Source organism: Streptomyces sp. NPDC003011 (genome assembly GCF_053591515.1).
Map to the genome: position 1 here is coordinate 68,800 of NZ_JBSFTY010000011.1, position 17,706 is coordinate 86,505.

The window sequence follows — 17,706 nt, forward strand, 5'->3', positions numbered from 1 at the left end:
CCTCCAGGGACGCGATCCGCGCCCCTGGTTCGACGAGACCGTCGGGAATCCCAGGAACCCTCATGACTCTCACGCAGTACGACATCGACCAGGAGATCGCGGCCGAGCGCGCCGCGTACGAGAAGCGGATCGCCGACGGGGCGCCCGTCGAGCACCAGCCGCGCCGCGACTACGCCCCGTACCGCTCCTCGGTCCTGCGGCACCCCACACAGCCGCCGGTCGCGATCGACGTGAGCCGGGACCCGGAGCTGGTGGAGCTGTCCTCCCCCGCCTTCGGGGAACGGGACATCACCGAGATCGACAACGACCTCACCCGGCAGCACGACGGTGAGCCGATCGGCGAGCGCATCACCGTCTCCGGCCGGCTCCTGGACCGGGACGGGCGTCCGGTCCGCGGGCAGCTGGTCGAGATCTGGCAGGCCAACTCGGCCGGCCGCTACGCGCACCAGCGCGAGCAGCACGACGCCCCGCTGGACCCGAACTTCACCGGCGTCGGCCGCACCCTGACCGACGACAGCGGCTTCTACCGGTTCACCACCGTCCAGCCGGGCCCGTACCCGTGGCGTCAGCACGTCAACGCCTGGCGGCCGGCGCACATCCACTTCTCGCTCTTCGGTTCGGCGTTCACCCAGCGGCTCGTGACCCAGATGTACTTCCCGAACGACCCGCTGTTCCCGTACGACCCGATCATCCAGTCGGTCACGGACGACGCGGCCCGGCAGCGACTGGTGGCGACGTACGACCACAACCTGTCGGTCCCGGAGTTCTCGATGGGCTACCACTGGGACATCGTGCTCGACGGGCCGCACGCCACCTGGATCGAAGAAGGACGCTGAGCTGCCATGACGAAGATCGACACAAGTCGTCCGGAGACCGTGCTGCCCACCCCGTCGCACACGGTCGGACCCTTCTACGGCCACGCCCTGCCGTTTCCCGGCGGCGGCGACATCGCCCCGCTCGGCCACCCCGACACGATCGCCCTGCACGGACACGTCTACGACGGCGAGGGCCGGCCGCTGCCGGACGCGTTCGTGGAGCTGTGGGGGCCGGACCCGGACGGCAACCTGCCGACGGTCGACGGTTCGATGCGGCGCGACCCGGCCAGCGGCGGCTTCCTCGGCCGCAACGGCGTGGAGTTCACCGGCTGGGGGCGGGTGCAGACCGACGCGAGCGGCCACTGGTCCGCGCGCACGCTGCGGCCGGGGGCACGCGGGCGCAGCGCCCCGTACCTGAGCGTGTGCGTCTTCGCGCGCGGGCTGCTCGTGCACCTGTTCACCCGGATCTACCTGCCGGGCGACGAGGCGGCGCTGGCCGCGGACCCGCTGCTGGCGCGGCTGGACGCGGCGCGGCGCGACACGCTGATCGCCGAGGACCAGGGCAACGGCACGTACCGTTTCGACATCCGCCTTCAGGGCGAAGGCGAGACGGTCTTCCTGGAGTTCCAGTGACTGCTGCGTCGTCCGCCTTCTCGGACACCGGTCTGCTCGCCCCCGGGTGGGCGGACTCCCCCGCCGCGTCCGCGACGAGCGACGGCGCCTTTCTCCAGGCGCTGCTCGACGCGGAGGCCGCGCTGACCCGCGCCCAGGCCACGCTGGGGCTCGCCCCCGCCGAGGCCGCTACGGCGGTGACCGGGGCGGCCGACGCCGGCCGCTTCGACGCGGGTTCGCTCGCGCGGCGCGCGCGCAGCGGCGGGAACCCCGTCATCCCGCTGGTCGCCGACCTGACGCAGGCGGTCGGCGAGGAGTACGGCCCGTACGTCCACCGGGGCGCCACCAGCCAGGACATCATGGACACGGCGACGATGCTGGTGGCCGGGCGGACCCTGGCCCTCGTCCTGGACGACCTCGGCCGCACCGAGCGGGCACTGGCCCGGCTCGCCGCCGAGCACCGGGACACGGCGATGGCGGGGCGGACCCTGACCCAGCACGCGGTACCGACGACGTTCGGGCTCAAGGCGGCCGGATGGCGGTCGCTGGTGCTCGACGCGCGGGACCGGGCGACGGCCGTACGGGACGCGCTGCCCGCCCAGCTCGGGGGCGCCGCCGGCACGCTGGCGGCGTTCGAGGCGTACGGCGCGGCGGACCCGGCGGCCGTGCCGCAGGCCTACGCCCGTGAGCTCGGCCTGCGGGCGCCCGCGCTGCCCTGGCACACCCTGCGCACCCCGGTCGCCGACCTCGCGGGCGCGCTGGCCTTCACCGCCGGGGCACTGGGCAAGGTCGCCGCGGACGTGCTCACCCTGTCCCGCACCGAGATCGCCGAGGTGACCGAGGGCAGCGGCGGCGGGTCGTCGGCCATGCCGCACAAGGCGAACCCCGTCCGCTCCACGCTGCTCGCGGCCGCGGCCCGGCGTGCTCCGCAGCTCGCGGCCACGCTGTACGGGTCGCTGGTGGCGCAGGACGAACGGCCGGCCGGGGCCTGGCACGCCGAGTGGGAGCCGCTGCGGGACCTGCTCCGGCTGGTCGGCGGCGCGGCCCGGGACGCCGCCGAACTGGCCGAGGGACTGCGGGTGCACCGCGGCGCCATGCGGCACCACCTCGACCTCACCCACGGGCTGATCGTCTCCGAGCGGCTGTCCGCCGTGCTGGCACCGCTGCTCGGCCGGGCCCGGGCCAAGTCCCTGCTCACGGACCTGGCCCGGCGTACGTACAGCGAGGGCCGGCTCCTGCGCGAACTCCTGGCCGGGGAAGCCGAGTTGACGAACCTCGACGTCGACCTCGACGAGCTCACCGACCCCGCCCGCTACACGGGTGCCGCCGCCGCCCTCACCGACCGTGCTCTGGAGCGACGTTGACCGACCGGCTGCTCAACCACCGTACCGAGGGGCCCGCCACCGCTCCCCCGCTGCTGCTCGGGCCCTCGCTGGGCACGTCGTACGCCCTGTGGGACCGGGTCGCGCCCGAACTGTCCGTCACCCACCGGGTGATCCGCTGGGACCTGCCCGGCCACGGTGGCTCCGCGGCCGGCCTGATCGGTCCCGGCGCGACCGTCGCCGACCTCGCCGGCCTGGTGCTCGCGCTCGCCGACTCCCTGGGCGTCGACCGGTTCGCCTACGCGGGCGTGTCGTTGGGCGGCGCGGTCGGGCTGCACCTGGCCGTGCACCACCCTCAGCGGGTGTCGTCGCTGGCGGTGATCTGCTCCTCGGCCCACTTCAACGGCTCCAAGCCGTGGCGGGAGCGGGCCGAGCAGGTCCGGCGCGAGGGCCTGGACCGGCTCGCTCAGAGCGCCGACGCCCGCTGGTTCACCGACGGGTTCACCGTGCCGGAACTCGTGCGCGACCACCGGGACGCCGACCCCGGGGCGTACGCCGCGTGCTGCGACGCGCTGGCCGCGTTCGACCTGCGGGACCGGCTGGACGGCATCCGCACACCCACCCTGCTGGTCGCGGGCCGGCAGGACCCGGCGACCCCGCCGGCCCATCTGCGGGAGATCGCGGACGCCGTCCCCGGCGCCGCGCTCGTCGAGATCCCCGGCGCCTCGCATCTCGCGCCCGCGCAGTGCCCGCAGGCGGTGCTCACGGCCCTGCGAGCGCACTTCGACGGCGGCGCGAAGCGGGGCATGGAGGTACGGCGCCAGGTCCTCGGCGACACGCACGTGGACCGGGCGCAGGCCCGGCAGACCCCGTTCACCGCGCGCTTCCAGGACTTCATCTCCCGTTACGCGTGGGGCGAGATCTGGACCGACACGACCCTCACCCGCCGCGAGCGCAGCATGATCACCCTGACGGCCCTGGTCGCGCACGGCCACTACGACGAGCTGGCCATGCATGTACGGGCCGCCCGGCGCAACGGGCTCACGCCCGAGGAGATCGGCGCGGTGCTGCTGCAGACGGCCGTGTACTGCGGGGTGCCCGCGGCGAACTCGGCCTTCGCGACGGCCCAGCGGGTGCTCGCGGAGGAGGACGGCACGGCCGGGTGACCCTGGCGGTGGCGGTGTCAGGAGCACCTCGCCGACGCCCGCGTCCGCGTCCCGTGCCCAGGGTGGAGACATGTCCTGTCGGGCCGGGAGGTGAGCGCCGACGGGCATGAACTGCCGTCGGCGGTCGACTGCTTGGTGCCGGTCGCGCCGACCCGCGCCCTGCCGCCCACGCCGCGTGCCGATGCGCCAGGGCGCCAAGGCGCCCGCGTGGATCGTCGGCGTCGGCTCTCGGCGGCCAGGAGCCCGCCGACGTCGGCGCCCCCTCACCTCACCCGCGGCCACGGCGCCATCTCGGCGTACCGCGGCAGCGCGCTCGCGCTCGCCGTCCACACCCGCCTGCTCACCGGGCAACTGGACGGCAGCGCCGTCGCGGTGAACGTGCTGCACCCGGCGCAGCCGCCCGCCGACGGCCTACCCCAGCCCGCGCCCCGTCTCCAACATCGCGCTCGCCTGGACCGCCAGCCCGTCCGCCCCGCAGGAACGCGCCAGGGCCAGGCCCCGCTCCAGTTCCACGACCGAGCGGGACAGGATGCCGTACTCGACGCGGGCCGCCGCGTGTTCGTACTGGCAGGGCGAGGCCTCCAGGTAGGCGACCGCCTGGGCGGCCAGCCGGACCGCGCGCTGGCCGGTCTCCAGGGCGGCGGCGCAGCGCAGGGCCTCACCGATGGCGGTGTCCGTGCCGAAGCGCTCGGCGTGCCGGCGGGTGTCGGTGGCGAGCTGGGCGGCCCGGCCCGGGTCCTCCACGGCGAGGGCGCGGGCGAGGTCGACGGCCCCCGGCACCAGCACCGGGTTGTGGTGTCCGCGCGCGGCCGCGGCCTTCTCGGCGGCCTCCAGTTCGTTGACGCCTTCCTCGAAGCGGCCGACCGCGAGCAGGAGACGACCCCGCACCGAACGGGGGTCAGGCAGCACGATGGTGGACGGGTAGGGCGGGGCGAAGCCGTACTGCTCGGCGATCGACCAGGCCTCGTCGACATGACCGCGGGCGAGCAGCGTGTCGACGAGGTTGCAGGTCGCCGACCAGTACAGGGGCAGGCCGCGGCCGACGCGTTCGGCGATGCGCAGCGACTCGCGCAGGGACGCCTCCGCCTCCCGGAGCCGGCCGCGCCTGCGGTGTCCGAGGCCGACGTAGGCGTGCGCCAAGGCCAGGTGGCCGCCGCTCCAGCCGGCCGACTCGTAGGCGCGCAGGGCCTCGTTGAACAGGCTGTCCGCCCGGTCGAGCCGGTCGGTGTAGGCGTACGAGGAGGCCAGCATCATGGGGAGTTCGACGCCCCACTCGGTGTCCGTCCAGCCCAGTCCGGGCGCGAGCAGGCCGTTGACGAGGGCGCGGTCGCACAGTTCGACGACCTCCTCGGCGTTCTCCCCGTGGGTCATGGCGTCGAAGCCGCGCAGGATCAGCAGGGCGCGCTCGGCGTTGTCCCGGCCGGTGCAGCCGCGGGCGAGCCCGGCGAGGCGCTCCGAGCGCCCCGGGGAGGTGGCCTCGCCCGCGTGGATGCCCTCCCACATGTACTGCACGGCCTGCAACCGCATCCGGGCGGGCCCGGGTTCGTGCCGGGCGGCCTCCGCCTCGACCGTGCGGACGGCCTCCTCCAGCTGGTCGTTGTGCAGGAGGGCCTGGGAGAGGCGGAAGACGGCGTCGACGCGGGCGGCGCCGTCGAGGCCCGGCATGGCGAGCGCGGTCTGCAACTGGTCGATGGTCCGGGCGGGCGCGGTCAGCAGGGTGGCGCAGCCCAGTTCGTAGAGCACGCGCGCGTGCACCTCGGCCGGCGGGGGTTCCAGCAGAGCGCGTTCGAGGCAGCGGCGGGCCGCGTCGGGGGCGCCGACGGCGAGATGGTCCCGGGCGGCCTCGCGCAACTGCTCGACGAGTTCCTCGTCGTCGTCCGGGTGGACCTGGAGCAGGTGCCGGGAGGCGGCCGCGGCGCCGAGGCCGGAGTCGGTGACGACCTGGGCGGCGATGCCGTGCATCGCGGTGCACAGGGCCGGCGGTATGGAGTCGTAGACCGCGGTGGCGATCAGCGGGTGGACGAACTCCAGCTCGCCGCCGCCCGCTTGGGCGTTCGCCGGGTCGGGGGCGGTCAGGATGCGGGCGTTGCGCAGCAGTTCGGCGCAGCGCACCGCCTCGGCGCGGCTGAGGGTGGCGAGCTTGGCCACCAGGTCGACGGAGATGCCGGTGCCGAGGATCGCGGCCGCCCAGGCGAACCGGGTGGCGTCGATGCCGAGTTCCTCCAGGCGGGCGACGAGGCCGCCGCCGCGGGCCGCGCGGTTGAGGGCGCGCAGTTCGCCCGCCGCGGCCTCGGTGGGTTCCAGCGCGCTGTCACGCACCTTGGCGAGGAGTTCGACGGTCTCGTACGGGTTGCCGTCGGTGACGGCCCACACCTCGCGGCAGAACGGGGCGTCGGCGTGGTCGCCGAGCGTGGCGCGGGTGAGGCCGGCGGTCGCCTGCGGGGTGAGGGCGCTCAGGGTGGTGACGGGGCGGCCCGCGGTGGCGGCGACGGCGTCCAGGAGCCGGGCGCTCTCGCCGGTCACCTCGCCGGGGCGGCGGGCCACCACGACCAGCACCGACAGGTGGTCGAGGCGCTCGGCGAAGGCGGCGAGCCAGCACAGGGTCTCCTGGTCGGCCCAGTGGGCGTCGTCGATCAGCAGCACCAGCGGCCAGTCCCGGCGGGCCAGCCGGCGCACCGCGGCGACCAGGCCCTCGGTGACGCCCTGCGGGTCGGCCTGCCGCTCGCCGGGTTCCGTGATGCCGAGGGCGGGACCGGCGATGTCGTACCAGTCGCCGAGGTACTCACGGGCCTCCTCCGGCATCAGCGACAGCAGCGCCGGCTGCAGCAACTGCCGTACGACGTTGAAGGGGACGGACCTGAGGGTCTCGCCGCCGCGGGCCGACCACACCGTGCAGCCGTGCCGTTCGGCGATGCGCCGGGTCTCGGCGAGCAGGGCGGTCTTGCCGAAGCCCGCCTCGCCCCGGATCACCAGCAGGCTGCCCGCGGAGGAACCGTCGGCGCGCAGGGCCTCGATGGCCCGTACGACGGCGTCGACTTCCTTCTCGCGCTCCCACAGGGCGGCCGAGGCTGCCGCCGTGGGCCCGACCTCCGTCATCCCGTTCCCTCCCCCACAGTCGCCCGAACGACGTACAGAACTCGAGCGTAGCCCTCCGGCTGCCGAAGCGGAGGCCGGTCGGGGTACCTGTTGCCGTGACGGGTGATTTCGGGTACGGGCGGTCGACGCGACGCGCCCGTGACCAGCCGTCACCCTCTCTGACTGTCCGTCAGAATCCGTCCCGCGACGGGCCGGGGAAGGTCATCGGCGCCGGGGAGAGGCACGTCTCGGGAGTGGGGGGCGTCTGCTCTTTGGCCGCGCCGGACGTAGGCGCTGGCCGGCGACGCGGGCGGCCGGCACCACCCCTGTCAGGCCGGCCCACCCGCTGCCGGCGCCGCCCAGGCCGGACCGGACCGGACGGGCCGGACGAGCCGAACCGGCCGAACGAGCCGAACCGGCCTGCGTGGGACGAACCAGCCGAACTTGACGGAAACATGCCGGAATCGGGCCGGCCTGACGGGATCCCTCTCATCCCTCTTTCACCGAGTGCTCATACGGTGGGGGCATGACGCAGGAGACTCCCCCCGGCTGGTATCCCGACCCCGGGCAGACAAGTGACGCTCCCGCCACCGAACGCTGGTGGGACGGTAAGGCATGGACGGACCAGACCCGCCCCGCGGGATCGGCCGCCGCGTGGGGTCCCCCGACGCCGGTGCCGGCCCCCGGGGCGTACCCGGCGTATCCCGGCCACCCGGGATACCCTGGCCGGCCGCCGGGCGGCTCGCGGCGCGCGCTGCGCACCGGCATAGCGGTGGGCGCGGCCGTCGTGGTCCTCGCCTGCATAGGTGCGGGCGTGTACGCGCTGTCCGACGGTGGTGGCGGGAACGGCGGCACGGCCACCTCGCAGCAGCCGGGGCCGGGCGGGTCCGGCGGCCAGGGCGGCCCGTTCGGCGACTCCGGGGGGCCGGGAGGCTCCGGCGGGTCCGGCGGGTCGGGTGGTCAGTCCCCCGAGCCCGACCAGTCGCCGGCGCCCGGCCAGTCCGAGGCGCCGAAGATCGAGAGCGGGTCGGTGACCGACGCGATCGACGGGATCAGCCTGCCGATCCCGGACGGCTGGTACGGCCAGGAGATCTCGGTGGGGGCGCAGGTCACGTCGGACGACTCCTACGACTGCCCCGGCGACACCTCCCAGACGTGCACGAAGGGCGGCGCCTACTCGGCGCCCGCGCTCGCGCTCGGCACCAGCGGATCCACGGCCGAGCAGGTGGCGAAGGCGGACATCTCGGTCAACGCCGAGGAGTCGTACGGCAAGGGCTACGGCGAGCTCACCTCGCACGACGTGCTGGCCTCCGAGGCGGTGACCGTGGCCGGGCAGAAGGGCTACCTGGTCCGCTGGAAGGCGGTCACCAGCAAGGGCTCCGACGGGTACGTCCAGTCGCTGGCCTTCCCCTCCCCCGCGAACCCGCAGCAGATGGTCGTCGTCCGCTTCGGCGTCGACGTCGGGGAGTCGCAGTCCGTCATCGACGACATCACCAAGGGCATCAAGGTGTCGACGGGCGGCGGCAGCGGCCAGGACGTCTGACACGCCGGCATCCCCGGCACCCCGGCATCCGGGACGCGCGTCGGCCGGGTGGGGCGCCTCTCCGCTCAAGAGGAACCCCACCCGGCCGGGGGGTGCGCGCCGCCCCCGTCCCCACGGTGCGGCGCGTGCGGGTCGCCGTCCGGTCATCCCGTGGACGGCGGCCCGGGTCTCAGGCCAGTCCGAGGGCCGGCAGCACGGCGGCCTCCACGAAGCGGACCAGGTATGCGGGGTCGGCGTACTTTCCCTCCAGGACGGGCCGGGCGCGCAGGACGCCGAACATCTGCGCCGGGACGTACTCCAGCGCCGGATGGTCCGCCGCGACCTCGCCCCGCTGCACGCCCCGCCACAGGATCTCCTTCAGCGCGGCGATCTCCGGATCCACGAGCGCCTCGCGCAGCGCCCGGGCGAGCTCGTCGTCCTGCGTGACGGCATGACCGAGCGCGTGGACCAGCTTGGTGTCGCTCGTCGACCAGGCGCCCGCCGCCCGCGCGGCCTCACGCAGGTCCCCGGCGAGCGAACCGGTGTCGATGCCGACGAACCGCACCTGCCTGCTGGCGCGCAGGGCCGCCGCCACGAACTGGGGCTTGGTCCGCCACTGCCGGTAGAGCGTCGACTTGCTGCACCGCGTGCTGGCGGCGATCCCCTCCATGGTCACGGAGTCGTAGCCGCACTCACGGATCTGTTCGAGGACGGCGTCGAAGAACTCCCGCTCACGCTCGGGCGTGATCTTGGAGCGGCGCGAGGCGGCGACCGTCTCCGGTCCGTCCGCGGCCTGCGACGTCATCAGCACTTCTCCCTCGCTCGGTCCGGCGGCCCAGGGCCGGCATCCCAGTGATTCCCGTGTGTCGCATGTCAATCGATACGCCAGTGTACCGGTACGCAGCTGTATCGGTACACTGGCGTATCGGTACGCACCCGTACCGATGACTTTCCGGTACGGCGCGAGTCACCAGCTCGTCCGCTGCCGGCACACGCACCATCGTCAGCGAAAGGGCCGGGGGATGAATGCCCGCACCGAGCCTTCCCGAGCGTCCCGAGCGGAACCGGCCGCGACAGCGCGCCCGCCGCTCGTCCGTGAGCTGCTGCTCGTCGCAGGGCTCTTCCTCGTGTACAAGTCCGGCCGGCAGCTGGCGACGGGCCACACCGCCGAGGCCTTCCGCAACGCGCACCGCGTGTGGGACCTGGAGCGCGCCGTCCACCTGCCGGGCGAGGGCTCGGTACAGTCCCTGCTGCTGCACGGCGACACGCTCGCGCACCTGGCGAACACCTACTACGCCACGGTCCACTTCCCGGCCACCGCGGCCTTCCTGGTCTGGCTCTATCTGCGCCGCCCCGCACACTACGTCCGGGCCCGCCGCGCCCTCGCCGCGCTGACCGCCGCCGCCCTGGTGCTGCACCTGGTGTTCCCGCTCGCCCCGCCGCGGATGCTCGCCGCGGCCGGTCTGGTCGACACCGCGCGGGTGTACGGCCCCTCGGTGTACGGCCCGCCGCGGACCGACCACCTGTCGAACCAGTTCGCGGCGATGCCGTCGCTGCACTTCGGCTGGGCCCTGATGGTGGCGATCGGCCTGATCGTGGCGACCAGGTCCCGCCTGCGTTGGCTGTGGCTGCTGCACCCGCTGCTGACCCTGCTGGTGATCGTCGGGACGGCGAACCACTACTGGCTGGACACGCTCGCGGCCAGTGCCCTGCTCGGTGCCGCGCTCGCGGTGATCCACCTTCCGCACCGGACGGTGTCCACGGCCGGCCGGGTGCCGGACCGGCTCGTGCCGGCCGACGGGGACGTCCTGGTCGGAGCGGGCCGATGAACGCCACCCTGCTCGCCGTCGTCCTGTCCCTGTTCTCCGCCGTCGCCTACGCGGCCGCGGCCGTCGCCCAGGAGCGCCTGGCCTCCCGCAGCCCCGGCTCGGGCCTGCTGCGGCTGCTGGGTGCGGGGGCCTGGTGGTGGTCCGTCGGGCTCAACGCGGCGGCCGCGCTGCTGCACGTCGTCGCCCTCACGTACGGTCCGCTGACCGTGGTCCAGCCGCTCGGCGCGCTCACCCTGGTCGCGGCCGTGCCCCTGGGCGCACGGGTCGCGGGGCGGCGGGTCAGCGCGGTGGAGTGGCGGGGCACCGCGCTCACGCTGGCCGGACTCGCCGCGATCCTGGTCACCGCGTCCGGGCCCGCGCCGGACGACGTGCTGAACGTGCCCGAGGCGCTGGCGGTCACGGGCGTGACGGCGACGCTGATCGGCATGCTGGCGCGGCCGGGTGCCCGCCCCGGCCTGCGGCACGCGACGGCGTCCGGCTTCGCCTCCGGGGTCGCCTCGGCGCTCACCCAGACCGTCACGGTGGCGGCGACCGACCGTTCCGGCCCGCTGCTCAGCATCGAGGTGATCGGGGTGGCGCTGCTCGTCGCCGCCCTCGCGACGGGCGGGCTGCTGTTGTCCCAGACCGCCTACCGGGGCGGGCTCGGTGCCCCGCTCGCGGTGGTCACCCTGGCCAATCCGGTGGCCGCCGCGGCGATCGGGCTGGTCCTGCTCGGCGAGCGGCTGCAGGGCGGCGCGGCGGGCGTGCTCCTCGCGCTGGCGGGAGCGGGCCTCGCGTCCTGGGGTGTGCTGCTGCTGACCCGGGCGGCACCGCACGTCGCACCGCAGGACGATCACCCGGTGGCGGCCGTGCTGGCGCTGGCACCCGGCTCGGCGACGGCCGAACCGGTGCTGGTGCCCCGGCCGTCGGAGCCGGGACACCTCACCCCTTTGTGAACAGGGTGTACAGCGTGAACAGGGTCGAGCGGGTGACCGGAGTGAGCGGGCTCAGCCCAGTCCGCGCGAGTCCTGCTTGAGCGCGGTGTCGACGGTGAGCGCCGTCGCCACCACGAGGCTCAGCAGCGGCTCGGGCAGCTGGTAGTGGATCTGCAGGACGTAGTTGTCCGCGGTGGTGAACATCGTCTTGGCGAGGCCTTCCCAGGTCTTGGTGATCCGGGCGACCTCGTTCTCGGCGTGGTCGACGATCGCGAAGTTCCAGGCCCGCCAGTTCTCCGCCTTGATCGCGCCGATCTGCTGACCGTCCACCTTCATCGCGAAGCTGATCTTGCCGATCATGTTCTGCTGGGCTATCTCGCCGACCGGCTGACCGTCGGGACGCGTCACGATCACCCGTGACTTGAGGAACTTCCGCGGCCGGGTCAGGAGCAGCACCGGCTGCCCGTAGGCGTCGCGGATCTCCAGTCGGTGCGTCATGAACTGGTCGATGCTGGCGACGAAGCGCAGGATCTTCTTCAGCGCGCTCTGCCCGACCTGGACGACCGAGCCGAGCTGGTTGCCGTTCTGGTCCATGACCTTGTACTCGTTGGTCAGCTCGATCAGCTTGGCCTTCTGGTTCACCACCAGGACCGGCTCGGTGAACAGACTGCCGCCGCCGGAGCCGCTCTGCGCGACCCCGGCCTGCTGCTGCACCTGGCGCTGCACGCGCTGGTCCGTTCCGGCCTGCTGCTGCGGCATCTGCGGGGCCGCCTGCTGCCCCGGCCGGGCCTGCGCCGCACCCTGCTGCTGGTCCTCGTTGGTGTGCTCGGTCCACTGCGCACCGTCCCAGTAACGGAGTGTCCGGGGAGCCCCGTGCGGGTCGGGGTACCAGCCTGCAGGTGTGTTCGATTGCGTGGTCACCGGGGCACACTACCCCGGCGCCATCGGTTTCTGGCCAGCCCCGTGAGCCGCCCCGGACCAGGCTTCACTCCGTCATGACCGCCGGGTCGCTCACACCCGGACGCCCGTTCTCGACATGTCCGGCGAACCGCCGCACGAACGCCGGGTCGGCCTCGCACGTGACGGTCAGGTCGTACCAGCGCCTGCTCGCCGTGAGGTCGACCGTGTGCCGCACGGTGGTGCCGGCCCGTACGGTGAAGGTCCTGGCCCGGCCGCCGTAGCCGTCGGCGACCTTCAACCGGGCCGTGCGGGACGCCCTGTTGGTGAACGTCAGCTCGACGTCGTCGCCGGTGTGCCGCGCCCTGACCTCAGGTCCGGCCTTCTTGTCCGCCCCCTTGAAGACGCGCAGGAAGCCGTTGGGACCGTGCACGGTCAGGTCGTACGACCCCTCCGAGGACGCCGAACTCCAGGTGTCCGCGACGGTCCTGCCGGCCTCGGTGGTGTACATCCACGGACCGTCGGCGCGGTTGCCGGAGGTGACGTGGAAGGCACCGCCGGCCCTGGCGCCGGAGGCGAAGGTGAGCGTGAACGTCCCGGCGGACGTGTCCGCCGAACCGTCCACGTACGGCGCGTACTTGAGCGGCCGGGCCGGGCGCAGACCGCGTTCCTGCCGGGGCAGGCGCGGGTCGGCGGGCGGGATGGGCCGGTAGTCGGGGTGGCGGTCGCGGTCCTGCGGCTCGTAGCCGTCGGTGTCGGGCAGCGCGGCGGGCCGGGGATCCCTGCGGGAGAAGTCGAAGGCGGAGGTGAGGTCGCCGCAGACCGCCCGGCGCCACGGCGAGATGTTCGGCTCGCGCACGCCGAAGCGGCGCTCCATGAAGCGCAGGATGGAGGTGTGGTCGAAGGTCTCGGAGCAGACGTAACCCCCCTTGCTCCAGGGCGAGACGACCAGCATCGGCACCCGCGGGCCGAGCCCGTAGGGGCCAGCGGCCCGCTGGGGGTCACCCTGGTAGAGGTCCGGGCCCACGTCCACCGTGGACCTGCCCTGGCCGGCGTCGCGGGGCGGCAGCGGCGGCACGACGTGGTCGAAGAACCCGTCGTTCTCGTCGTAGGTGATGAACAGGGCCGTCTTCGCCCACACCGCGGGGTTCGAGGTGAGCGCGTCGAGCACCTGGGCGATGTACCAGGCGCCGTAGTTGGAGGGCCAGTTGGAGTGCTCCGAGAAGGCCTCGGGGGCGGTGATCCAGGAGATCTGCGGCAGCCTGCCGGCCTTGACGTCGGCCTTCAGCAGGTCGAAGTAGCCGTCGCCGTTCTTCACGTCGGTACCGGTGCGGGCCTTGTCGTACCAGGGGTCGCCGGGCTCGGCGTCGCGGTACGTGTCGAAGTAGAGCAGCGAGTTGTCGCCGTAGTTGCCGCGGTAGGCGTCCTGGATCCAGCCCCAGGATCCGGCCGCGTCCAGGCCGTCGCCGATGTCCTGGTAGATCTTCCAGGAGATCCCGGCCTCCTCCAGGCGCTCGGGGTAGGTCGTCCAGCCGTAGCCCAGTTCGTCGTTGCCGAGGACCGGTCCGCCGCCCCGGCCGTCGTTGCCGGTGTGACCCGTCCACATGTAGTAGCGGTTGGGGTCGGTCGACCCGATGAACGAGCAGTGGTACGCGTCGCAGACGGTGAAGGTGTCGGCGAGCGCGTAGTGGAACGGGATGTCCTCACGGGTCAGGTACGCCATGGTCGTGGCGCCCTTCGCGGGCACCCACCGGTCGTACGCGCCGTCGTGGTAGGCGGCCTGCCCGTCGGGCCAGGAGTGCGGCAGGCCTTCGAGGAACTGCATGCCGAGGTCGTCGGCGTCCGGGCGGAAGGGCAGCAGGTCCTTGGTGCCGTCCGACTGGTACCAGACCGGCTTGCCGCTCGGGAGCGTCACCGGGCGCGGGTCTCCGAAGCCGCGGACGCCCCGCAGCGCGCCGAAGTAGTGGTCGAAGGAACGGTTCTCCTGCATCAGGACGACGATGTGCTCGACGTCCTCGATGGTCCCCGTGCGGTGGTTGGCGGGGAGCGCGGCGGCGCGCTGGATGCTGTTCGACAGTGCGGTGAACGCCGTGGTGGCGCCCGCGAGCTGGAGGAATCTGCGCCGGTTGACTTCGGGCATGGCTGAGGGAACCTCTTCGCTTCGAGGGGTGAGACCGCCCGGGTGATGACGGACTGCGCGCGTTCGGAGTGTTCCAAGAGCACCGAACGTCAGGGAAGGGTGTGGTGGCGCCGATGTGAAGGTCGCGGGTACGCCAGGTGTGCCGGCCCCGGGGCCGGTACGGCAGACGTGCCGGCCCCGGAGCCGGTAAGCCACACGTGCCGGCCTCGGAGCCGGAGAGGTCGCGCCGTGCCTTCCGCGAGACGGAAGGGGCATTGCCGCACCGCGACGTCCTTCCGGATGATGGCGCCACCGAAGACAGACGGGAGCCGCTTCCATGCCTCACATGACCGCCTTCGCCAGGAACCAGTGGTACGTCGCCGCCTACAGCCACGAGGTCGGCCGCGAGGAGCTGCTCGGCCGGACGATCCTCGGTGAGCCGCTCGTGTTCTACCGCACGGAGGAGGAGGGCACGCCCGTCGTCCTGCACGACCGCTGTGTGCACCGCCGCTACCCGCTGTCCGAGAGCCGCCTCGACGGCGACCGGATCGTGTGCGGCTACCACGGGTTCACCTACGACACGACCGGCACGTGTGTGTACGTGCCGGGGCAGAAACGCGTCCCGCGCACCGCCCGCGTCGCGTCCTACCCGGTCGTCGAGCAGGACTCCCTCGTCTGGGTGTGGATCGGCGACCCGGCGCTCGCCGACCCGCGGGCGATCCCGCGCGCCCGGCACCTCGACTCCCCCGGCTGGGTCACGGTCCGCGGCATGGAGCCGATCGACGCCGACTACGGTCTCCTCGTCGACAACCTGCTCGACCTGTCCCACGAGACGTATCTGCACGGCGGGTACATCGGCACCCCCGAGGTCGCCGAGACGCCGATCACCACGGAGGTCGACGAGGGCGCGGGGATCGTGCGGGTGAGCCGGCGCATGGACGACGCCGCCTGCCCGCCGTTCTACGCCAAGTCCACCGGCATCGAGGGGCGGATCACCCGCTGGCAGGACATCGAGTACCACGCGCCGTGCCTGTACCTGCTGCACAGCCGGATCGCACCGGTCGGCGTGGAGCTGGAGCCGGACGGCACCGACCCGGACGGCTTCCACACCGAGATCACGTACGCCATCACCCCGTCCGACGACGGCAAGGTGTACGACTTCTGGATGGTCTCGCGCGACTGGGCGACCGAGAACGCCGAGGTCACCGAGTTCCTGCGGGGCAACAACCACACCGTGGTCATGCAGGACGTCGACGCGCTCAACCTGCTGCAGAAGACGCTCGGCACCGAGCGGGCCGGCTATCAGGAGCTGAGCATCAACATCGACACCGGGGGCCTCGCCGCCCGCCGTATCCTCGCCCGGCTGGTCGAGGAGGGCGACAAGCCCGTGGAGAAGGTCCTGTGACGGAACCTGTGACGGAGCTCTTCCCCGACCGGCCGCGTGAGGTCTACCGCATCGACTGGCTGCCGGGCACGGACGTCCTGCACGGCACCTGTCACTGCGGTCGCGAGCACACCTCTCAGGACCCCGTCGAGATGTGGGAGTGGATGCTGGCCCACCCGCAAGGGCACGAACCGCAAGGACACGAGCCACGGGGAAACAGCTCATGAGCGCGTACGAAGCCGAACTCGTGGTCGTCCGCCGGGAGCCGGCGGCCGACGGCGTGCTCGCCCTGACCCTGCGCCACCCGCTGGGCGAGCCGCTGCCGGCCTGGGAGCCGGGCGCCCACATCGACGTCGTCCTCGGCCCCGGTCTGGAACGGCAGTACTCGCTGTGCGGTGACCCGGCCGACCGCACCGCGTGGCGCATCGCGGTGCTCCGCGAGCCGGACGGGCGCGGTGGATCCGCCTACGTGCACGAGCGGTTGGCGCAGGACGACACGGTGCGGGTGCGCGGTCCGCGCAATCACTTCCCGCTGCTGCCCGCCCCCCGCTACCGGTTCGTCGCGGGCGGCATCGGCATCACGCCCATCGTGCCGATGCTGGCCGCGGCCGAGGCGGCGGGCGCCGAGTGGAGCCTGCTGTACGGCGGCCGCACGCGCGCGTCCATGGCGTTCACCGAGGAACTGCGCGAGTACGGCGACCGCGTCACGATCGCTCCCCAGGACGAGGCGGGGCTGCTGGACCTCGCGCCGGTGCTCGACGGCCTGCCCGAGGGCACCCTGGTGTACTGCTGCGGTCCCGGGCCGCTGCTGGACGCGGTGGAGGAGCGGTGCCCGGCCGGGGCGCTGCACGTCGAGCGCTTCCAGCCGAAGGTGCAACGGGCGGGCGCGGACGCGGAATTCGAGGTCGAGCTGGCCCGCAGCGGCCGTACGCTGACCGTCCCCGCGGACGTGTCGGTGCTCGACACCGTGCGCGCCGCCGGTGTCGAGGTGCTGTTCTCCTGCACCGAGGGGACCTGCGGCACCTGCGAGACGGACGTCCTGGACGGCACTCCGGACCACCGGGACTCGGTGCTCAGCGACGAGGAACGCGAGGCCGGCGAGACGATGCTCATCTGTGTGTCCCGGTGCCGGGGGAAGCGGCTCGTGCTGGACCTGTGATCCGCAGGTCGGCCTCGATCCGGGCCACCGCGGTGAGCAGGTGCGGCAGCAGGTCGCCGCGGACCGAGGCCACGGAGGTACGGCCGGCGTGCACGGCGATGTTCACGCCGGCCACCACCTGTCCGTCCCGGTCGCGCACCGGGGCGGCCACCGACCGGAGCCCCTCCTCCAGTTCCTGGTCGACGAGCGCGTACCCCTGCCGCCGCACCCGGCGCAGTTCGGCCCGCAGCGCGTCCGGCGTGACGACCGTGCGCGCGGTCAGGGGGCGCAGGTCGGCGCGGGCGAGACGGGCGTCGATCTCCTCCTCCGGCAGGTCCGCGAGGATCACCCGGCCCACGGAGGTCACGTGCGCCGGGAAGCGGGTGCCCACGGTGATCGTCGCCGACATGATGCGGCGGGTCGGCACCCGGGCGACGTACACGACGTCGTCGCCGTCCAGCACGCACAGCGACGACGACTCCCGTATCTCCGCGACGAGTTGCTCCAGGTGCGGCTCGGCGAGCTGCGGCAGCGTCAGGCCCGCGAGGTAGGCGTACCCGAGCTCCAGGACCCGCGGGGTGAGCCGGAAGTGCCGGCCGTCGCAGTGGACGTATCCGAGATCCGCGAGGGTGAGCAGCAGCCGGCGGGCGGCGGCGCGGGTCAGATCGCAGGCGCGGGCCACCTCGCTGAGCGTGCGCGCCGGGTTCTCGGCGTCGAAGGAGCGGATGACGGCGAGGCCCCGTTCGAAGGACCTCACGAAGTGCGGTGCGCGGACCGGTTCGGGCATGACGCCCTCCTGACTGTCAACGGCCTTGCCATCCTTGCCCATTGACCGTGCCGGACGGCCGTCTCTCCATTCCCTCCACCCCGGCCGAGCACTAGTGTGCGGTGTGCGCACAACCTGTCGGAACAC

General features: G+C 73.4%; 15 protein-coding genes. 10 read left to right on the top strand and 5 right to left on the bottom strand.

Features of this window, described 5'->3' with window-relative positions:
- Positions 1-62 precede the first annotated feature (62 nt).
- The 4 genes from pcaH to pcaDC are packed head-to-tail and all read left to right on the top strand — an operon-like array spanning position 63 to position 3,915.
- Entirely contained in the window at positions 63-836 is a 774-nt protein-coding gene (pcaH, locus tag ACWD0J_RS08390) for a protocatechuate 3,4-dioxygenase subunit beta (protein ID WP_451494972.1), read from the top strand.
- A 6-nt stretch (positions 837-842) separates the two neighbouring features.
- Positions 843-1,448, top strand: a complete 606-nt coding sequence (pcaG, locus tag ACWD0J_RS08395; RefSeq protein WP_451494973.1) for a protocatechuate 3,4-dioxygenase subunit alpha — start codon at positions 843-845, stop codon at positions 1,446-1,448.
- Positions 1,445-2,791, top strand: a complete 1,347-nt coding sequence (gene pcaB / locus ACWD0J_RS08400) for a 3-carboxy-cis,cis-muconate cycloisomerase (protein WP_451494974.1) — start codon at positions 1,445-1,447, stop codon at positions 2,789-2,791. The genes pcaG and pcaB overlap by 4 nt, the downstream gene beginning before the upstream one ends.
- A complete protein-coding gene (gene pcaDC, locus ACWD0J_RS08405) occupies positions 2,788-3,915 on the top strand; it encodes a bifunctional 3-oxoadipate enol-lactonase/4-carboxymuconolactone decarboxylase PcaDC (RefSeq protein WP_451494975.1) in 1,128 nt (375 codons plus the stop codon). Before pcaB ends, pcaDC begins: the two co-directional genes overlap by 4 nt.
- 411 nt (positions 3,916-4,326) lie before the next feature.
- On the opposite strand, the gene ACWD0J_RS08410 is transcribed toward pcaDC, so the two are convergent.
- On the bottom strand, positions 4,327-7,011 hold the full coding sequence (locus ACWD0J_RS08410) for an ATP-binding protein (protein WP_451494976.1): 2,685 nt from the start codon (positions 7,009-7,011) through the stop codon (positions 4,327-4,329).
- Positions 7,012-7,516: 505 nt separating this feature from the next.
- On the opposite strand from ACWD0J_RS08410, the gene ACWD0J_RS08415 reads away from it, so the two are divergent.
- Positions 7,517-8,533, top strand: a complete 1,017-nt coding sequence (locus tag ACWD0J_RS08415) for a DUF2510 domain-containing protein (RefSeq protein ID WP_451494977.1) — start codon at positions 7,517-7,519, stop codon at positions 8,531-8,533.
- A gap of 169 nt (positions 8,534-8,702) precedes the next feature.
- Here the strand turns inward: ACWD0J_RS08415 and ACWD0J_RS08420 are convergent, their stop codons facing one another.
- Positions 8,703-9,317 (bottom strand): TetR/AcrR family transcriptional regulator, encoded by a 615-nt coding sequence (locus tag ACWD0J_RS08420; RefSeq protein WP_451494978.1) that lies wholly within the window; start codon positions 9,315-9,317, stop codon positions 8,703-8,705.
- A gap of 217 nt (positions 9,318-9,534) precedes the next feature.
- Between ACWD0J_RS08420 and ACWD0J_RS08425 the strand changes: the two genes are divergently transcribed.
- Together ACWD0J_RS08425 and ACWD0J_RS08430 are read left to right on the top strand one after the other, a co-directional pair.
- Positions 9,535-10,341: a phosphatase PAP2 family protein gene (locus tag ACWD0J_RS08425; RefSeq protein ID WP_451494979.1), complete on the top strand. Its 807-nt coding sequence runs from the start codon at positions 9,535-9,537 to the stop codon at positions 10,339-10,341.
- Positions 10,338-11,276: a hypothetical protein gene (locus tag ACWD0J_RS08430; RefSeq protein ID WP_451494980.1), complete on the top strand. Its 939-nt coding sequence runs from the start codon at positions 10,338-10,340 to the stop codon at positions 11,274-11,276. The genes ACWD0J_RS08425 and ACWD0J_RS08430 overlap by 4 nt, the downstream gene beginning before the upstream one ends.
- A gap of 51 nt (positions 11,277-11,327) precedes the next feature.
- Here ACWD0J_RS08430 and ACWD0J_RS08435 read toward each other — a convergent pair whose 3' ends face one another.
- Together ACWD0J_RS08435 and ACWD0J_RS08440 are read right to left on the bottom strand one after the other, a co-directional pair.
- Positions 11,328-12,176, bottom strand: coding sequence for a phospholipid scramblase-related protein (locus tag ACWD0J_RS08435; protein WP_451494981.1), 849 nt, complete (start codon positions 12,174-12,176; stop codon positions 11,328-11,330).
- A 64-nt stretch (positions 12,177-12,240) separates the two neighbouring features.
- The gene (locus ACWD0J_RS08440) at positions 12,241-14,292 is read right to left on the bottom strand and encodes a phosphocholine-specific phospholipase C (RefSeq protein WP_451494982.1); all 2,052 of its coding nucleotides are present in this window, start codon (positions 14,290-14,292) and stop codon (positions 12,241-12,243) included.
- Positions 14,293-14,608: 316 nt separating this feature from the next.
- On the opposite strand from ACWD0J_RS08440, the gene ACWD0J_RS08445 reads away from it, so the two are divergent.
- Genes ACWD0J_RS08445 through ACWD0J_RS08455 form a run of 3 tightly spaced genes read left to right on the top strand, consistent with a single transcriptional unit; the run spans position 14,609 to position 16,814 of the window.
- The gene (locus ACWD0J_RS08445; protein ID WP_451494983.1) at positions 14,609-15,676 is read left to right on the top strand and encodes an aromatic ring-hydroxylating dioxygenase subunit alpha; all 1,068 of its coding nucleotides are present in this window, start codon (positions 14,609-14,611) and stop codon (positions 15,674-15,676) included.
- Positions 15,673-15,882 carry a hypothetical protein gene (locus ACWD0J_RS08450; RefSeq protein WP_451494984.1) on the top strand — a complete coding sequence of 70 codons (210 nt, stop codon included), beginning with the start codon at positions 15,673-15,675 and terminating at the stop codon, positions 15,880-15,882. The genes ACWD0J_RS08445 and ACWD0J_RS08450 overlap by 4 nt, the downstream gene beginning before the upstream one ends.
- Complete coding sequence (locus ACWD0J_RS08455; RefSeq protein WP_451494985.1) at positions 15,879-16,814, top strand: PDR/VanB family oxidoreductase; 936 nt, start codon at positions 15,879-15,881, stop codon at positions 16,812-16,814. Before ACWD0J_RS08450 ends, ACWD0J_RS08455 begins: the two co-directional genes overlap by 4 nt.
- Here the strand turns inward: ACWD0J_RS08455 and ACWD0J_RS08460 are convergent.
- Entirely contained in the window at positions 16,765-17,580 is an 816-nt protein-coding gene (locus tag ACWD0J_RS08460; protein WP_451494986.1) for an IclR family transcriptional regulator domain-containing protein, read from the bottom strand. The two genes, ACWD0J_RS08455 and ACWD0J_RS08460, sit on opposite strands and share 50 nt — an antisense overlap.
- Between the last annotated feature and the right edge of the window lie 126 nt (positions 17,581-17,706).

What these genes read in the sequence shown, in the direction of transcription:
- pcaH (WP_451494972.1), top strand. Translation starts at nt 63, where the DNA reads ATGACTCTCACGCAGTACGACATCGACCAGGAGATCGCGGCCGAGCGC.
- pcaG (WP_451494973.1), top strand. Translation starts at nt 843, where the DNA reads ATGACGAAGATCGACACAAGTCGTCCGGAGACCGTGCTGCCCACCCCG.
- ACWD0J_RS08410 (WP_451494976.1), bottom strand. Translation starts at nt 7,011, where the DNA reads ATGACGGAGGTCGGGCCCACGGCGGCAGCCTCGGCCGCCCTGTGGGAG.
- ACWD0J_RS08415 (WP_451494977.1), top strand. Translation starts at nt 7,517, where the DNA reads ATGACGCAGGAGACTCCCCCCGGCTGGTATCCCGACCCCGGGCAGACA.
- ACWD0J_RS08420 (WP_451494978.1), bottom strand. Translation starts at nt 9,317, where the DNA reads ATGACGTCGCAGGCCGCGGACGGACCGGAGACGGTCGCCGCCTCGCGC.
- ACWD0J_RS08425 (WP_451494979.1), top strand. Translation starts at nt 9,535, where the DNA reads ATGAATGCCCGCACCGAGCCTTCCCGAGCGTCCCGAGCGGAACCGGCC.
- ACWD0J_RS08430 (WP_451494980.1), top strand. Translation starts at nt 10,338, where the DNA reads ATGAACGCCACCCTGCTCGCCGTCGTCCTGTCCCTGTTCTCCGCCGTC.
- ACWD0J_RS08440 (WP_451494982.1), bottom strand. Translation starts at nt 14,292, where the DNA reads ATGCCCGAAGTCAACCGGCGCAGATTCCTCCAGCTCGCGGGCGCCACC.
- ACWD0J_RS08445 (WP_451494983.1), top strand. Translation starts at nt 14,609, where the DNA reads ATGCCTCACATGACCGCCTTCGCCAGGAACCAGTGGTACGTCGCCGCC.
- ACWD0J_RS08455 (WP_451494985.1), top strand. Translation starts at nt 15,879, where the DNA reads ATGAGCGCGTACGAAGCCGAACTCGTGGTCGTCCGCCGGGAGCCGGCG.
- ACWD0J_RS08460 (WP_451494986.1), bottom strand. Translation starts at nt 17,580, where the DNA reads ATGCCCGAACCGGTCCGCGCACCGCACTTCGTGAGGTCCTTCGAACGG.